Here is an 18,073-nt window from a genome sequence, read left to right as displayed (position 1 = left end):
CTGCGCTGGACGAAATTAAGAGTATTTTGTTACAATCAAAAAATAAATCAAAAACCTATGTTGGTACTATGTTAAACTAATTTTTAATTGGTAATGTTTCTGGAGTTTCCTATGCCTTTTCCAATTACACGATCATATCGTGCTCCAGGAGCTCTGTAGTATGGAATTACCATGTATTCATTTTCAGTTTCGTCAAAATTACCGCTAATGAAACCTGGGTCTATAGTACCGTCTGGTCTTACTAAGACATATTTGTAGTTGTTAAACCCTTGTTTGAATAATTTTTTAGTGTAGTAAATTGCATTTTCTGCATCAAAGGTTAGCCTTGTAGATTCATCAATAACATAATTATTGAAGTTACCATAAAGGTGAATTTCTCCATTGTCCAACGGTTCATAGCACTCTAAAGAAAAATGCATCCATACATAATCAGCTTCGGTATTACTATTTTCAGCTCTTAGATTTCTGACTACGAAACTACCGTTAATATCCGGATAATACGTATAGTTTCTATTACCTCTAACGATATCAGTGTATAGATGATTATGATAAATGTCCTGCAACTCAATTTTTCTAATATTAGCTGTAGATGCTCTTACTTCTTTAGTATCAAAAAAGAGGAATTCATTACCGGCCCAAAAGCTAGATTCAACATCATACTTGTATACCAGGCTATTAGCAATTGTAAATTGAGGCACAAGATCTGTAATAGCATTTTTTATATCATTGTTTTGGATGACTAGTGTTTTTACAGTTCGTTTCGGGTTTTTAAGAATCTCGTTTGGCGAACTTATCTCGAACTGCACGGATTGTTTACTATTAATGAACTTTAAATCTCTGGATCGCTTGGTGTACACTTTTACATTGGCGAGACTTTCGTACACAATGAACTTTCTGGAAAACACAATTTCATCGTTGTCATCATATATTTCAATCATGTAATTGCCGCTTACTTTTAATCCTTTGGTATCCTCGTTGGGAATCCTAAGAGTGTAATGGCTGTACATTTGTAAGGTGTTGAATGAATTTTCGTAAGTAACAATTCTAATGTCATCAAATCCATTTAAGTATTCGTTTTTATATAAAACAGAAGGAGTCCAATCAAAATTATAGTGAGTAATTTTATAGTAATAATCTGTCTCATCTCCATTAATATCATCAAATCCAAGACTTAGTGGTTCACCGAGTTTTAAAATAGGTGTTCCAGAAAATTCTTCGTTACCAAACAATTGAATTGTTTTAATAAATTCAGGTGGATTTACTTCTTCTATCACTTCCTGAGCATTAATAAATGATAAAGAGCAGCTGTATAGTCCTAGAATTAACAGGAATTGTTTAAATTTTTGTGACATTAATTTGATAGTTAACTGCGTAAAGATAAACAAAATGTGTGCCTAAAGATATTGGTGGTTTTTTTAAGATGGAAAAACTACTATTTAGAAACGTTATAAATAAAATCTTATAACAGTGCCAGCTTTCACTTACGTGTTTTAATTAGTAAATTTGCACGATTTTTTTAGTTAATTAACATAGACTACAAATATGTCAAAAGACATTCGTATCAGAAAGGGCTTGGACATTAAGCTTGTTGGCGAAGCAGAAAAAGTTACTGTAGAAGCCACCAAAAGTAATGTTTACGCAATTAAGCCTGACGATTTTCACGGTATCGTACCCAAAGTTATTGCTAAGCAAGGTACAGAAGTTAAAGCCGGCGAACCACTTTTCCACTCAAAATCTAATGAAAAAATGCTTTTTCCTTCACCAGTAAGTGGAGAGGTTGTGGAAATTATTCGAGGAGCCAAGAGAAAAATATTAGCATTTAAGATTTTAGCCGATAAAGAACAACAATTTACAGACTTTGGAACAAAGGATGTAAAGGGAATGAGCGGAGATGAAATTAAATCTCACTTATTGTCATCTGGTTGTTGGCCTTTTATTAAGCAACGACCATATGATGTGATCGCGAATCCTGATGTTGCTCCTAAAGCGATTTTTGTATCTGCTTATGTGACAGCTCCGTTAGCTGCAGATTTAGAGCACGTGTTGGCAGGTAAAGAACGAGAGCTTCAGACTGCGCTAACAGCATTAAGTAAGTTGACAGAAGGTGATGTTCACGTATCGATTGGTAAAAAAGAAAATTCAATTTTCTCTGGATTAGATAATACTACGCTTCATAATGTGAGCGGCCCACATCCTGCTGGAAATGTAGGCGTGCAAATAGCAAAAATAGACCCTATTAATAAAGGAGAAGTTGTTTGGGTTGTTACTCCACAAGATCTTGTGATTATAGGAGAGTTATTGCTAACTGGAAAATTCAATTCTGAAAGAATTGTAGCCTTGGCAGGATCGTCTATTAAGAATCCGAAATATTTTAAAACCAAAATTGGAGCAGAGGTTTCTTCTGTGGTATACGATTCTGGAGTAAAAGATAATAATATTAGAGTGATCAGTGGTAATGTGCTTACTGGTGATAATGTAAAACCTGATGGAAATTTAGGATATTATCATAATAATATCACTGTAATACCAGAAGGGAATGATTACGAATTGTTTGGATGGAATAAGCCGATTTTTAATAAGATTTCTCCGTCTCGAGCATTGACTTTCTCTTGGTTATTTCCGAATAAGAAATATGATCTAAATACAAATACTAATGGTGAACATAGAGCATTTGTAGTTACTGGTAATTATGAAGAGGTTTTTCCTTTAGATATTTATCCATTACAAATCCTAAAAGCCTGTGCAGTTAATGATCTTGACGCCATGGAACAATTAGGAATGTATGAAGTAGCTCCAGAGGATTTTGCACTGACTGAGTTTATATGTGTTTCTAAGCAACCACATCAGCAGATCATTAGAGAAGGACTAGATTTAATGTTAAAAGAAATAGGATAAAGTCATGGGTTTAAAAAGTAAATTACATAACTTAAAACTTAAGTATAAAGATAAAAAGATGGCCCCTGCATTTAATGCAATCCATACTTTTTTATACCTGCCGAATGAAACTACGCATTCTGGAGCACACGTTCGTGGAGCTGATGATCTTAAGCGTACGATGAATACGGTGATTATGGCATTAGTGCCTTGTTTGATCTTCGGTATGTTTAATGCTGGATATCAGCATAATTTGGCAGAAGGAGAAATAGAAAAAGCTATTGGTTTTTTTAGTACTTCATTTTGGTCATTTGATAATTTGATAATTGGATTGTGGAAAGTACTACCATTACTAGTTGTTTCTTATGTGGTAGGTCTTACAGTAGAAATTATATTTGCTGTTATTAAGAAGCATGAAGTAGAAGAAGGATATTTAGTTACTGGGATGTTAGTTCCATTAATTGTGCCTGTTGATACTCCTTTATGGATGTTAGCAGTGGCTGTAATTTTTGGAGTAGTTATTGGTAAAGAAGTATTTGGAGGAACAGGAATGAACATCCTAAATCCAGCGCTTACGATTCGTGCATTTTTATTCTTTGCATATCCAACTTGGATGTCAGGAGATAAAGTATGGGTACACGGAGCAGTAGAAAGAGCGAATGAAATTGCAGGAGGTGCGCAATTAGATGCAATATCTGGAGAAACTGTACTAGGTAGTTTAGCTCAAGGAAAAGAATTTACGTATTCTGTGTCTGATATGTTCTTAGGATTTATACCTGGTTCAGTAGGTGAAACTTCTGCAGTATTAATCTTACTAGGAGCTTTGTTTTTGATTTTTGCTAAGATCGGAAGCTGGAGAATTATGCTAAGTGCTGTTCTTGGTGCTTTGGCAATGGGATTAATTTTTAATGGAGTTGTGAGTGCAGAATGGATTGGCTCTGGAAGTAAGTTTTATAGCTTAATGAGTACAGAATTCTGGCATCATTTAATTATTGGAGGTTTTGCTTTTGGAGTAGTGTTTATGGCTACTGATCCTGTAACTGCATCACAAACTAATAAAGGAAAATGGATATACGGCTTCTTAATAGGATTTATTTCGATTTTGATCAGAGTATTCAATCCAGCATATCCAGAAGGAGTAATGCTTGCTATTCTATTAATGAATGTATTTGCTCCAACTATTGATCACTATGTAGTGCAAGGAAATATCAAGAAGAGAATGAAACGTCTAAAATTAAAAACTGCTTAGTTATGGCGATTAATACAGATAAAAATTCATATACAATAATCTTTGCCGTAGCTATGGTAGTTGTGGTAGGTTCCTTATTAGCAGGTATATCTTCGGTTTTGAAACCTAATATTACAGCTAATAAAATCACAGAAAAGCAACAGAATATTTTGTTTGCAATGGGGATTGCTGATACAGAAGATCCTAATGAGTTTGTACCTGCTGAGAAAGCTCAGGAGTTATTTGATAAATATGTAGGAGATGAGCAATATATCATTACTGGTAACTCTGCAGAGAAAACTTCAGATGCTTTTAATATTGAGGTTAAAAAAGAAAATGATAAGGTAAAGCAAGATGCTAATTACCAAAGAAAACTTCCTTTGTTTATAGGTAAGAAAGATGGAGAAGAGTTTTATGTAGTACCTATGAGAGGTAATGGTCTTTGGGATGCGATCTGGGGATATGTTTCTTTAGATAAAGAGTTTAAGACCGTAAAAGGAGCGTTTTTTGACCATAAAGGAGAAACACCTGGTTTAGGAGCTAACATCAAAGAAGCTTATTTTAGAGATGACTTTATAGGAGAAAGCATATTAGATGCATCAGGTAATTATAAAGGAATTACTGTAAAGAAAGGTAATGCAGATCCTAAAAACATTGATAAAGGAGATAATGAAGTAGATGCTATGGCTGGTGCTACAATTACTGGAGACGGTGTTACGGCAATGGTGAAGAAAGGTATCAAAATGTATCAACCTTATTTCGAAACTTTAAAAAAATAACAGATGGCTGAAGTAACAGAAGAAAAAGTTAAAGTAAAAGAGCCAAAGGAGCCTTTGTTTTCGAAGAAAAACAAGAAACTACTATCAGATCCTCTTACAGATAACAATCCAATTACTATACAGGTATTAGGTATTTGTTCTGCATTAGCAATTACTGCTCAGTTGAAACCTTCGATTGTGATGGCAATTTCTGTAATTTTTGTATTAGGTATTGGTAATGTGGTAATCTCATTGATGAGAAACATCATACCATCCAAAATCAGAATTATAGTACAATTAGTAGTAGTAGCAGCTTTGGTAATTGTAGTAGATCAAGTGCTGAAAGCATTTGCGTATACATTAAGTAAAGAGCTTTCGGTATTTATTGGTCTTATTATTACGAACTGTATTATTATGGGACGTTTTGAAGCATTTGCTTTAGGTAACGGGCCTTGGAAATCTTTCCTTGACGGTATTGGTAATGCTGCTGGTTATGGAGTTTTATTGATTATAGTAGCTTTCTTTAGAGAGCTATTGGGATCTGGAACTTTACTAGGAGCTAAAGTATTAGGAGATCCAATTGAGAAAACTGGATTATATGCTTATGGATATGAAAATAATGGTTTTATGGTACTAGCGCCAATGGCTTTGATTACCGTAGGGATTATTATCTGGATTCAGAGAAGTAGAAATAAAGCACTAATCGAAGATCACTAGAAAAGTTCACAGTTAAGGTTGGAACTTTATAGTTTCAACTAAAACTAAAAACGTATAAAAAATGGAATATTTAGAATTATTTTTAAAATCAATCTTTATAGATAACATGGTATTTGCATTCTTCTTAGGAATGTGTTCATACTTAGCAGTATCCAAAAAGGTGTCAACAGCTGTTGGTCTTGGAGCAGCAGTTATATTCGTTTTAGCAATTACAGTACCGTTAAACTTTTTACTTGATAAGTATATTCTTAGAGAAGGTGCTTTAGTTTGGTTAGGTCCAGAATATGCAGATTATGATTTAAGTTTCTTAACCTTTATTTTATTTATTGCTACTATTGCAACCATGGTACAATTAGTAGAAATTGTGGTTGAGAAATTCTCACCTTCATTATACAACTCTTTAGGTATTTTCTTACCATTGATTGCGGTAAACTGTGCCATCCTTGGTGGATCATTGTTTATGCAACAGAAAGAATTTGCAACTATTACTCATGCAGGTGTATATGGTATTGGATCTGGAATCGGATGGTTCTTGGCAATTCTAGCCATAGCAGCTATTAGAGAAAAGATCAGATACTCTAATGTTCCTGCTCCGTTAAGAGGATTAGGAATTACTTTTATTCTAACTGGACTTATGGCCATTGGTTTTATGAGTTTTGGAGGAATGCTAACTGGAGGTGATGAAGAGGAAGCAAAGAAAGAAAAAACTGTTCAGGTAGAAGAGAAAGCTGCTAAAGAAGTAGCAGAAAATACTAACGTTTCAATACTTAAATAACATGATATTTTTAGCATCGACAATTGGAACAATCGTTATTACCATTATTTCGTTTTTGGTTCTAACCTTAGTTTTAGTAGGGATTTTATTATTTGCAAAAGATAAATTATTACCATCTGGACCCGTTAAAATAACTATTAACGGTGAAAAGGAGATTGAAGTAGCTTCAGGAGGAACATTACTATCTACTTTAGGGAATGAAAAAATATTTTTACCATCAGCTTGTGGTGGTGGAGGAACTTGTATTCAATGTGAGTGTCACGTACTAGAAGGTGGAGGAGAAGCACTACCAACTGAGACGCCGCATTTTTCTCGTAAAGAGTTACAACATGGAGCACGTCTTGCTTGCCAGGTAAAGGTAAAACAAGATATGAATATCGAGGTTCCAGAAGAAGTATTCGGAATTAAGAAATGGGAAGCAGAAGTAGTACGTAACTATAATGTGGCCTCATTTATTAAGGAGTTCGTTGTACGTATTCCTGAGGATATGGGATATAAAGCAGGTGGATATATTCAGATTGAAATCCCACAATGTGAGATTAAGTATGCTGATATTGATATTACTGCACACCCTGAAGAACATGAAACTCCAGATAAATTTCAAGCAGAATGGGATAAGTTTGGTTTATGGCCATTAGTCATGAAAAACAGTGAAACTGTAGAGCGTGCATATTCTATGGCTTCTTATCCTGCAGAAGGAAGAGAGATTATGTTGAATGTACGTATAGCTACTCCACCTTGGGATAGAAATAAAAACGGATGGATGGATGTAAATCCAGGTGTGGCATCATCGTATATATTTGCTCAGAAACCAGGAGATAAGGTAACGATCTCAGGACCTTATGGGGAATTCTTTATCAATGAATCAGAAGCAGAAATGTTATATGTAGGTGGAGGAGCTGGTATGGCACCAATGCGATCTCATTTATATCATCTATTCAAAACTTTACAAACTGGACGTAAAGTTACATATTGGTATGGAGGTCGTTCTAAAAGAGAATTATTCTACCTAGAGCATTTTTATGATTTAGAGAAAAACTTCCCTAATTTTAAATTCTATTTAGCACTTTCTGAGCCTTTGGAAGAAGATAATTGGAAAGTAAAAAGTGATATCAATGCAGAAGGAGATGGATTTGTAGGGTTTATACATAACTGTGTGATCGATAATTACTTGAATCATCATGAATCGCCAGAAGATATAGAGTTATATTTCTGTGGACCTCCATTAATGAACAAAGCTGTTCAGAAAATGGGAGAAGATTTTGGTATTCCAGATGAACATATCAGATTTGATGACTTTGGAGGGTAGACACATTCTATCTCTTTGTAAAATAAAAAAAACCGATACAATTTGTATCGGTTTTTTTTGATTTATTAAATACGATATAGAATACCGAAATGCAGGTTGTTAAGATTAAAATTAGCAGAAAAAGAGTCGAAATCTTGATCAGAGAAGTTATAGGATGTATCGGTCACACTAGAATCATAACTGTCTCCGATACTATATTTAATACTACCGAGCCTAGAGGTTAATGCAAAATTCTTAGATAGAAAAAACATAATCCCAGGTATAATTTCTGCAGCATATTCATTCGAAACGGAATCAGTTCTATTCGTAAAATCATCTCCCGAGAATAAATAACCGTTTTCTGTTCTAGTATAATTTAAATTAAGTTCTGTAAATAAAAGCAGTCTATTACTTAGGTCGAAATGATATCTACCAAAAACTCCTAAGGTATAACCTTCTATTCTACTTATGCTGTTCTCGGATTCGTTTTTATTGGAAAATAAACTTGCTCTGGATCCGACGGCCAAATTATTGTTAACGAAATAACCAAGCTCAGGACTGAGTGTTACATATTCATTATTAAATTCTGAATTAGAGCTTAGGTCTTCTTTAGTAGCGTTTCTATAGCTTACAGTTCCCGAAATAAAAAAATCCCCTTTGTTAAAAAGATTCGAAGTGTCATCCTGAGCTCTTGAGCTAAGAATTGTGAGTATTAAAATGGGTAATAAAAATAATGTTTTCATACTGTTCGTTTTTTGATTAAATGAATTTTTTGATTTATGAATGATGCTTAAAAGACCTTTGTTAAAAATCACACGTTTGTTAATTATTTGTTAAAATAAATATTGTATTTATATTTTGAGTTAATTAGATTTCAGGGAAATCATATGAATCTCTAACATTTTTTAGTTTCTAATGTGCTATTTAACTATATGAAAAAAGGTGTTTTTGTGTGTGTTGTAATTGTTGCTGCTGTGCTACTTTTTAGGATAACATCAAATGGGAAACATCTTACCAATCACGTAAAAGGGGTTGTAAAAAATATCGTTTCTATTCCCGATTATATTCATGAAGAAGGAGATTCGATTTCAACAAGAGTTGTAGTGCCAAAAGGATATCAAAGAACAAAATATGTTAAAGGTTCTTTTCAGGAATATTTACGGAACTATAAATTAAAAAAGCATGGATCTCCGATTATTAATTATGACAATACACAGTATTTTGCACAGCATTGGCATGATGCAATTTTAGAAGTTCCTGTTCCATCAAATGGATTACAACAATGTGCGGATGCACTTATGAGAATGAGGGCAGAATATTTATGGGATGCGAATAGAAAAGATGAAGTCGGGTTTAACTTTACTTCTGGCCATTATTGTTCGTGGAAAAAATATGCTGAAGGCTTTAGACCAAAAATTAAGGGAAATAAAGTCACATTTCATAAAACAGCTTCGCCCAATACTTCTAAAAGCAATTTTTATAAATATCTGAACTTGATTTATACGTATGCAGGCACTTTGTCCTTGCACACAGAACTACCTAAAGTAAAAGTAAAAGATTTGACTATTGGCGATATGTTGGTAAAACCTGGTTCACCAGGACATATAGAGATGATAGTTGATGAGATTGTGAATGATCAAGGAGATAAACTGTTTTTGTTAGCGCAAGGAAATACACCAGCCCAAAATGTCTGTCTGCTTAAGAATTTTGAAGATACTAGTATTTCACCTTGGTATAGATTTGTAGAAAATGAAGCTGTGTATACACCCAGTTATCATTTTGAAAAAGCATTGTTTATTAGGTTTAAGTAATTTTACAATTTGCCATTGTGATCTTAATAAAGATTCTGTAATTTTAATAACTAGAAACTTTTTAAATACAGATGATTTCAATAACAGGTCTTGGTGCAGGTCAGAATATTCAAAATCCATTGGTAGATCAATTTTTAGAACGTTTAACTCGGACAACAAATGGAGTAGTTACGTTTTATATCTTGAATAACCTTTTGCGATATGCTGCTAGACCCAATAGTGTACCAAAAATGACTAATTTTATTCGTGGCATTATGCAGTTTATTGATACACCTGTTAGAGTTTCTATGCGTTTTGTAAATAGAACCCCAATAATAATAGATAGCTTTTCCAGTGGAGCTGTAGATATAGATGATATGTTGAATGCTTCTGATCATTCTTTTCAATTAAGCTTAATGCACCTGCTTACAGAACGATTTGCTACTATGGGATATGTGTTATTGGGACCTCAACAGAGACGTCGGGTTTATGCTAGATCTCATAATCTAGCTCTTGATAGCGATGTACAATTACTAAGCAACTGGCTCAATGATCCAACTATACGTTTCAATTTTCAAATGAATGGTGCTAACCGAGAAATTATGCTTTTTTTTAGTAGTCAAAATCCTAGATATTTAAGTATAAGACATTCTTTTTTTGAAACTTTAGGTAGAGATCGAACCACGAGTGATGTTTTGATTGAATTAAATGATGGTAGGTTAATATCTTTAGCTAATTTTCTCAGAATGAACCCTAGTAGTATTCCAGCACTTCCTTAGTCAATACATTGAATTTTAGTTCAGGAATTCAAATAATATCTTTGCCTCTTTATGACTCAGATATTAACAAAACATGAACTTCGTAATCTAGTATTTCATCTTGGTTCCGTTGTGATTTAAGAAAATGTTAGTGTTGGATTTAAATGACTTTTGTTTGTAAGACCGTTTGCTCATTCAAATGATATGTTTACTCATTATAGGTTTTACGAATTACAGTTTATTAAGAGCTTTACTGTAAATCCAAAAAAAACACCATGAAAAATTCTATACTCTTTCTATTTCTTATATTTTTTGTAAAGATATATTCTCAGGAGACACCTAAAGTTAAGTTAAATGATTCAACGCAATTAAAATTATCTGCATTAAAGGTAGATGTTAAAATTGTTGGAAACTTTGCTACCACAGTGTATGATATGAAATTCTATAATGAATTAGATAGAACATTAGAGGGAGAATTAATGTTTCCGTTAGGTGAAGGGCAATCAGTTTCGGGGTTTTCTATGGATGTTAATGGAAAAATGAGAGAAGCTGTAATTGTCGAAAAAGAACTGGCAAGAGTAGCGTATGAAAGTACAGTTAGGCAAAATATAGATCCAGGTCTTTTAGAAAAAACACAAGGAAATAATTATAAAGCTAGAATCTATCCGATTTTGCCTAAAAACTATAAACGTATAGTAATTACGTACGAACAAGTACTGTTTGATAATAATGATCTTAAAATGTACCAACTTCCTCTAGGTTTTACCGAAAATTTAGATGAATTTTCTGTAAACATAGAAAAATATGGAGGAGCGAAACCATTAGATACAAGCAATAATTTGGTGTTTGCCCAGACGAATAATAAATACCACGCGACATTATATAAACAAGATTATACTCCTTCTTCCTCGATAACAATACAAATTCCTAATAGCGAGAATTCATTTCAAATACTGAGCTTTAGGGATTTTTTCTATATAAATCATAGGTTAGAACCAGATTCTAGAATAAAAGAAAAACCAAAAAAAGTAACAGTATTATGGGATTCTTCTTTTTCTACTAATAAAAGAAAGATTGAAAAAGAAATAGGTGTGCTTGATTTATATTTTAAATACCTACAGAATTGCGAAGTTCAATTAATTTCATTTAATAGTTCAGTGGATGTCAATAAAACTTTTAAAGTATCCAATGGTGATTGGTTAATTTTAAAAAATGAAATAGAAAATATAGTATATGATGGAGGTACTTCTTTAAGTTTTTTAGATAAACTCAAAATAAAATCTGATGAAGTCCTACTTTTTACTGATGGTTTAGCAAATCTAGGAGGATTTACTAGAAAAATAAAAAGAAGCATCTATGTAATTAATTCTTCTGTTTCTGGAGATCATCGATTTATGAAACAAATTGCAACTAGTTCTGGAGGAAACTATATAAACCTTAGCAGATATTCTATCAAAAATGCTTTAGAAATTTTGAAATATGAGACCTATCAATTTTTGGGAGTTGCAAACAACAAAGCTATAGAAGAAGTCTATCCTAATCATAATACAAATGTTATGTCAGATTTCTCTTTGGCTGGAAAATTTTCAGAAGATACTTCTATTAAATTACTTTTTGGTTATCAGAATAAGATAACAAAAGAAATAGAAATTCCAATAAGTAATAAAACCGAAGATAAAATAACTAGAAGATTATGGGCAAAGCAAAAGTTACAATCCTTAAGTAAAAATACAAAAGAAAATAAGCGTGATATTATCTATTTAGCGAAGCAATATAAATTGATAACAGACTATACATCCATGCTGATATTAGATAGAATAGAAGATTATGTTAAGTATAGAATAGAACCACCAAATGAATTAAAAGAAGCATATAAGGAAAGAATAGCCAATATCGAGGAAGAAGAATTATATAAAAAAGAAGAGTTAGAAGAACGAAAGATATATTTGTTTAAAGGATATGAGAAGTTATTGACGTGGTATAATACAAAGTTTCCTGAGAAAATAGAAAAACCAAGAAATCAAACGAATTCTGTAAATGAAAGTAATAGTGCTACAGTCCAACATGCTAGTATCGATACCTCTCAAGAACCAACCAATAATACTACCAATACTCCTGTTGAATCTAGAAAGAATACAATTGATCCTACAAAAAGAACTGTATCGGGAGTAATTACAGATAATGAAGGTCTTCCACTGCCTGGTGTAAATATTATTGTGAAAGGGACCGCAAGTGGTGTTCAAACAGATTTTGATGGTAATTTTATGATTAATGTTGAAACTGATCAAGAGTTGGTAATCTCATATGTTGGCTTTACAACTAAGGAAATTACTGCTGATAATTCGGGTGCTATACAAGTTAAATTAACAGAAGATGCATCTATGCTTGAGGAAGTTGTAGTTATGGCTCAAGGAATAACCACTCAAAAAATGACGCGAAGTACTACCATTTCAACTATTACATCAGAATCTTTAGAGGGTAAGGTTACGGGTATTAGTGTTCAAAACTCACAACCAGAAACAAATTCATCAATTCAGATTAGAGGTGTTTCATCTATTTCGGGTGCTCAACCTCTTTATATACTTGATGGTATACCAGTTAATGATAATCCAACTGGTACATTGTCGCCAGATGAAATAGAATCGATACAAATCTTAAAAGGAGAAAGTGGAAATGCTTTGTATGGAGCAAAAGGGAGTAATGGAGTTGTAGTAATTACTACTAAAACGGGTAAAATCGAGAATAAAGAAAAAATAGATGCCTTGAATCAAAAAATTTCAGATAAAATAGAATTAAAATCATGGAATCCAGATACACCATACCTAAAAACCTTAGAACAAGAAAAAACAATTGAATTAGCTTACAGTAAGTATTTAGAAATAAGAAATCAATATGCTAATACACCAGCTTTCTATCTTGATGTTGCTGATTTTTTTGACAAAAGAAAAGCTTCCGATATAGCAATTAAGATATTGACGAATCTTATGGAAGTGGAGTTAGATAATCACGAATTAATGAGAGCTTTAGCGTATAAACTAGAATATTTTGAGCAATATAATCTAGCTGTTATTGTATATGAGAAAATATTAGAACTTAGACCCGAAGAACCTCAATCATATAGAGATTTAGCACTAGCATATGAATATGATGAAGCTTATCAAAAAAGTTTTGATTTATTATATAAAATCTATGATGGAGAATTGTTAGAAAAAGATGAAGATGAACGCTTTTTAGGAATTGAAGAATTAGCGTATGTAGAGCTTAATAGATTAGTATATAAATATGAAAGAAAACTGAAATTATCGAAATCGATAAGAAAGCAGTTTAAAGAAACTCCAGTTGATGTAAGAGTGGTTATAGATTGGAATCATAATGATACAGATATAGATTTATGGGTGATAGATCCTAATAAAGAAAAAGGTTATTATAGTAATTCCGAGACAGAAATAGGAGGTAGGTTATCATCAGATATGACAGAAGGGTATGGACCAGAAGAGTTTATGCTTAAAAATGCCCTTAAAGGAAAATATAAAGTAATGATAGATTATTTTGCAGATAACGTTCAGAAAATATCAGGCCCAACAGTATTGAAGGTAACTTTATTTACCAATTACGGTAAGAAGAATGAATCAAGAAAAATAAGCATCGTTAGATTGGGTAAAGAAGAGAAAGAAATGGAGATAGGGAACTTAATATTTTAAAAAAATACCTTAATAATAGTATCTTTGCTTTGCTATGACAAAAATACTAAGCAAACAAGAATTACATAATCTGGCAATGAATATTGTTGGTGAGGAATTAGAAAAAAAAGGCTTCGAATTTATTGCAATCAATAGTACATTAGGTAAACATCCTCAGTTTGTATGTATTGATAAATCTAATCAGCGATATTTTGTGATTGTAAAAGCTGTTGCCTATCCAGATAACCCACATAATTATGATATGGTTTGGATGGAAGCCTTTAAAAAACATGCAAGAGAGCAAGAAGCAAAAGTATTTTATGCAGGTGTAGGATTACAGAACTCCGAAAACCCTAATAAACCAGTTTTTTTAAATGAAGAATATATGCTGGAGTATGCTGGATTACAAGTTATAGAAACATCTCTGAATTAAACAATATAATGCGTACACTCGTAATTTTATTATTGATTGGGTTTATATTTTCTTGTAAAAAAACATCCGATTTACAGCTTAATTATGCCAACGGGAATGCCTTTGGAACAACTTTTTCGGTTCAATTTATAGCTACTGCTGAGATTGATTTCTCTTCATCTTATGATAGTATTATAGGAGTTATTAATAATTCTATGTCCACTTATCAAAAAGATTCTGATATTTCCAGAATTAATAAAGGAGATACTACCATTACTATTGATACCCATTTTAAGAATGTATTTACAACTTCAAAAAACATTTATAAGGAGACAAAAGGAGTTTTTGATCCTACAATAGGAGTTATAGTAAATGCCTGGGATTTTGGGCCTGAAGGCAAAATAGTAACTTTAGATAGTCTTAAGATAGATAGTTTATTGGTATCGGTCGGTTTAGATAAGGTTAGATTAGAGAAAGGTAAAATTATAAAGGAACATCCAGGTACGTTTATAGATTTTAATGCATTGGCAAAAGGATACGCAGTAGATGTGTTTACAGAGTTTTTAGATGAAAAGGAGATTAAAAATTATTTGGTAGAAATTGGTGGGGAGATTAAGGGAAAAGGAAGTAACCTTGTTAAACAAAAACCATGGAAAATCGGAGTAGAAGATCCTAATTTTGATGAAACTCAATCTTATAGTAAAGTGATCTCATTACAAAATAAAGCGATGGCAACTTCTGGGAGTTATCGTAAATTTAAATTAGATACCAATGGAAATAGATATGCACATATTATTGATGCTAAAACTGGATATCCCCATAAATCTAATCTCTTAAGTGTTTCTGTTTTAACTGAATCTTGCATGGAAGCGGATGCGTATGCTACAGCGTTGATGTCTATGGGCTTAGAAAAATCTACACAGTTTTTAAAATCTCATACAAATCTAAGTGCTTTTTTTATTTATGAAGATGAGTATAACGAATTGAAAACACTTACATTAAATAACTTTCCTGAGAAGTAGAAATGTAATTTCAGTTCTTATTTTTTCTTCGTTTTTCCATGTTTTTAAAGTATCGCCAATTTTGATACTTTTTATAAAGAAGTGCTATAACGGCAATAAGGCCTAATATGAGTAAACCTCCTTTTCCTGTTAGATATTCAAATATTTCCATATACATTAAATACTAATAGTCGTAATAAGTGTAAAAACTTTCGGTTTTTAAAGTATATATTTTGGTTACGATTGTGAAGTTATTCGTTCTTTGGTTTAAGTAAACTTCTTATATTATTTGTTAGTCTTTTGATAAGAGCAGTTAACTCATTGTAATGGTCTGTTAGCTAATTATTACTTTCATTCTCAGGAATTATCTTCTAGTTTTATTATATACTTACTAATATCAATGAAAATTTAAGATTTTGAATTTTTTTGAAGAGATTGGATCTCTTTTGTAACAATGGAACGAAAATTGATACTGATATTATGAGGGAAAAAACAACTGGCTAATTCTTAAATCATCAATATGGGGTACAATGATGAGATCAAAATTTTTAATGGTATAATAAAAGGAAATGAAGAGGTTTTAAAAAACTTTTATAGGAAGAACTTTGTAGTAGTTAAAAAATTTATTCTGCAAAATTCAGGAAACGAAAAAGATGCTGAAGATGTATTTCAGGATGGACTGATTGTACTATATCAAAAACTTAATACCGATTCAGTTCATATAACTTGTTCTATACATACATATTTTTATGGAATTTGTAAAAACAAGTGGAGAAGTAAATTAAGAAGAAAACATAAAGTTTCTTGTTGCGGTGCAATTGATGATTTGATGTTAGAACATCATACAGATTTTATAGATGATATCGAACAAATGGAAAGGGAACAATTGTATAGAAAACACTTTTCAAAACTTAATTGTAAATGCAAACGAATACTTACTTTGTTTTTTGAAGGAAAAAGTATGCGAGAAATTGGCGTAATACTAAATTATTCTGAAGGCTATGTTAGAAAGAAAAAATTTGAATGTAAAAAATACCTTATGGAAATGATTGAAAAAGATCCATTATATGCCGAACTTGCTATAAGATCAACTTCAAACAAGGTAAATAGAATCGTTTCTTGAGATTACATTGAGGTTTAAATATATCCTCAAGGCTTATAACAAACAGGCAGTATTTCTCCAGGAGCAAGACAATATCGGGTAACCTCTTCTTTAGAAAGAATGTTGGTGTAATCTATTTCATCAACTCTAAAACCAATAGATCTCAATTTTTCAAAATAATCTCTTCCGTATACTCTTACGTGATCATATTGACCAAAAATTTTAGCCCGCTCTTTTGGATCAGTAATGCTATCATCTTCAAAAGTAGTAGCGCGATGAAGCTCTTGAGGAATTTGCAAAATTGCCATTCCGCCTGGCTTTAAGACTCTTAAAATTTCTTGCATCGCCTTCGTATCATCAGGTATATGTTCTAATACATGATTACAAAATATAACGTCATATTTGTTCGTTTCAAAAGGTAAATTACAAATATCTGCTTTTACATCAGCAAGTGGTGAATTAAGGTCCGTAGTGATGTAGGTTATATTTTTTAGGTTTCTAAATCTCTTATAAAAAGCTTGTTCTGGTGCAAAATGTAACACCTTAGCTTCATTAGAAAAAAAATTGGTTTCTTGTTGAAGATATAACCAAAGCAATCGGTGACGTTCTAAAGATAGCGTAGATGGAGAAAGGACATTATCTCTTTGTGTCCCATATCCATATGGTAAAAACTTTGAAAAACTTTTGCCATCAATAGGATCGGTATAAGTATTTCCTCTTAGGAAAAAAGAAACTATAGGTCTGGCTATATAACTCAATCGAATTAATAACGGTCTCGGAATCGTGTTTAATATAAGTTTAAAGAGTCTTTTCATTCCTTAGAAAAAACTTAAACAGCTAATAATTCTTGTCTAAATGCATCTTCTTCGTCAGATTCGATACCCAGTGCTTGATAAATGTATTTAAAGGTAGAAAGAATCTCGGGTTTACCATCTATGATGGCTACGTCATGCTCAAAATGAGCACTTGGTTTTCCATCTGCAGTAAGTATGGTCCATCCATCTCTTAGTTGTTTAATACGATGAGTTCCCATATTGGTCATGGGTTCTATAGCTACAACCATCCCTTCAATAAGTTTTTTACCTCTTCCGCGACGGCCATAATTAGGCATTTCTGGATCTTCATGCATTTTTCGACCCAATCCATGTCCTACTAGCTCTCTAACAACTCCATACCCAGCTTCTTCAGTATATTTTTGAATTGCATACCCTACATCACCAACACGTTTACCTACTCTCAATTCTGCAATACCAATATAAAGAGATTCCTTTGTAACTTTTAATAACCGTTCTATTTCTGGTGAAATTTCTCCTACTGGGAACGTATATGCGTGATCTCCATAGAAATCATTTTTAATCGCTCCACAATCTATAGATATAATATCACCTTCTACTAATGGAGTATTATTAGGAATTCCGTGTACAACTTGTGCATTTGGACTCATGCATAAAGTATTTGGAAAATCATATAACCCTAAAAACCCAGGAATCGCACCGTGGTCTCTAATAAACTCTTCAGCAAGTTTGTCTAATTGCAATGTAGTTACTCCTGGTTTTACTTCAGAAGCAAGCATACCTAATGTTTTAGAGACAATCAATGCACTCTCGCGCATTAATTCTATTTCTTCACGTGTTTTGGTAATGATCATAGTATTCCTAATTAGGGATGGCAAATTTACAAAGAATATTAA

Annotated in this window: 16 protein-coding genes; 12 read left to right on the top strand and 4 right to left on the bottom strand. The window is 32.4% G+C overall.

The features are described 5' to 3' along the window. Nucleotides 1–83: 83 nt before the first annotated feature. The gene (locus QBK95_RS05615) at nt 84–1,352 is read right to left on the bottom strand and encodes a type IX secretion system plug protein (RefSeq protein WP_280931441.1); all 1,269 of its coding nucleotides are present in this window, start codon (nt 1,350–1,352) and stop codon (nt 84–86) included. Nucleotides 1,353–1,542: 190 nt separating this feature from the next. Here QBK95_RS05615 and QBK95_RS05610 point away from each other — a divergent pair, with 190 nt between their 5' ends. The 6 genes from QBK95_RS05610 (at nt 1,543) to nqrF (ending at nt 7,661) form a co-directional block, all read left to right on the top strand. After that, nucleotides 1,543–2,895 carry a Na(+)-translocating NADH-quinone reductase subunit A gene (locus QBK95_RS05610; protein WP_280931440.1) on the top strand — a complete coding sequence of 451 codons (1,353 nt, stop codon included), beginning with the start codon at nt 1,543–1,545 and terminating at the stop codon, nt 2,893–2,895. Nucleotides 2,896–2,899: 4 nt separating this feature from the next. Further along, nucleotides 2,900–4,123, top strand: a complete 1,224-nt coding sequence (locus tag QBK95_RS05605; RefSeq protein WP_280931438.1) for an NADH:ubiquinone reductase (Na(+)-transporting) subunit B — start codon at nt 2,900–2,902, stop codon at nt 4,121–4,123. Between the two features lie 2 nt (nt 4,124–4,125). Next, complete coding sequence (locus QBK95_RS05600) at nt 4,126–4,881, top strand: Na(+)-translocating NADH-quinone reductase subunit C (protein WP_280931436.1); 756 nt, start codon at nt 4,126–4,128, stop codon at nt 4,879–4,881. Between the two features lie 3 nt (nt 4,882–4,884). After that, nucleotides 4,885–5,577 (top strand): NADH:ubiquinone reductase (Na(+)-transporting) subunit D, encoded by a 693-nt coding sequence (locus QBK95_RS05595; protein ID WP_280931434.1) that lies wholly within the window; start codon nt 4,885–4,887, stop codon nt 5,575–5,577. A gap of 61 nt (nt 5,578–5,638) precedes the next feature. Continuing rightward, a complete protein-coding gene (gene nqrE / locus QBK95_RS05590) occupies nt 5,639–6,352 on the top strand; it encodes an NADH:ubiquinone reductase (Na(+)-transporting) subunit E (protein ID WP_280931432.1) in 714 nt (237 codons plus the stop codon). A 1-nt stretch (nt 6,353) separates the two neighbouring features. Next, nucleotides 6,354–7,661, top strand: a complete 1,308-nt coding sequence (gene nqrF / locus QBK95_RS05585) for an NADH:ubiquinone reductase (Na(+)-transporting) subunit F (RefSeq protein ID WP_280931430.1) — start codon at nt 6,354–6,356, stop codon at nt 7,659–7,661. A 65-nt stretch (nt 7,662–7,726) separates the two neighbouring features. Here the strand turns inward: nqrF and QBK95_RS05580 are convergent, their stop codons facing one another. Continuing rightward, nucleotides 7,727–8,383: a hypothetical protein gene (locus tag QBK95_RS05580; protein ID WP_280931428.1), complete on the bottom strand. Its 657-nt coding sequence runs from the start codon at nt 8,381–8,383 to the stop codon at nt 7,727–7,729. Between the two features lie 189 nt (nt 8,384–8,572). Between QBK95_RS05580 and QBK95_RS05575 the strand changes: the two genes are divergently transcribed. From QBK95_RS05575 to QBK95_RS05550, 6 genes are all read left to right on the top strand, one after another. After that, entirely contained in the window at nt 8,573–9,451 is an 879-nt protein-coding gene (locus QBK95_RS05575) for a DUF4846 domain-containing protein (RefSeq protein WP_280931427.1), read from the top strand. A 71-nt stretch (nt 9,452–9,522) separates the two neighbouring features. Then, a complete protein-coding gene (locus QBK95_RS05570; RefSeq protein ID WP_280931425.1) occupies nt 9,523–10,209 on the top strand; it encodes a hypothetical protein in 687 nt (228 codons plus the stop codon). A gap of 254 nt (nt 10,210–10,463) precedes the next feature. Beyond that, on the top strand, nt 10,464–13,889 hold the full coding sequence (locus QBK95_RS05565; protein ID WP_280931423.1) for a DUF2135 domain-containing protein: 3,426 nt from the start codon (nt 10,464–10,466) through the stop codon (nt 13,887–13,889). A gap of 34 nt (nt 13,890–13,923) precedes the next feature. Continuing rightward, on the top strand, nt 13,924–14,301 hold the full coding sequence (locus QBK95_RS05560) for a DUF8840 domain-containing protein (RefSeq protein ID WP_280931421.1): 378 nt from the start codon (nt 13,924–13,926) through the stop codon (nt 14,299–14,301). An 8-nt stretch (nt 14,302–14,309) separates the two neighbouring features. Then, nucleotides 14,310–15,302, top strand: a complete 993-nt coding sequence (locus QBK95_RS05555) for an FAD:protein FMN transferase (RefSeq protein WP_280931420.1) — start codon at nt 14,310–14,312, stop codon at nt 15,300–15,302. A gap of 499 nt (nt 15,303–15,801) precedes the next feature. After that, the gene (locus QBK95_RS05550) at nt 15,802–16,404 is read left to right on the top strand and encodes an RNA polymerase sigma factor (protein ID WP_280931419.1); all 603 of its coding nucleotides are present in this window, start codon (nt 15,802–15,804) and stop codon (nt 16,402–16,404) included. Nucleotides 16,405–16,430: 26 nt separating this feature from the next. Here QBK95_RS05550 and QBK95_RS05545 read toward each other — a convergent pair whose 3' ends face one another. Beyond that, a complete protein-coding gene (locus QBK95_RS05545; RefSeq protein ID WP_280931416.1) occupies nt 16,431–17,198 on the bottom strand; it encodes a class I SAM-dependent methyltransferase in 768 nt (255 codons plus the stop codon). A 14-nt stretch (nt 17,199–17,212) separates the two neighbouring features. Then, nucleotides 17,213–18,031, bottom strand: a complete 819-nt coding sequence (map, locus tag QBK95_RS05540; RefSeq protein ID WP_280931414.1) for a type I methionyl aminopeptidase — start codon at nt 18,029–18,031, stop codon at nt 17,213–17,215. Between the last annotated feature and the right edge of the window lie 42 nt (nt 18,032–18,073).

The organism is Aquimarina mycalae (genome assembly GCF_029906345.1).
Taxonomy (GTDB): Bacteria; Bacteroidota; Bacteroidia; order Flavobacteriales; family Flavobacteriaceae; genus Aquimarina.
The sequence above is the reverse complement of the archived record's forward strand: the minus strand, read 5'-3'. Positions and strand labels throughout refer to the sequence as shown.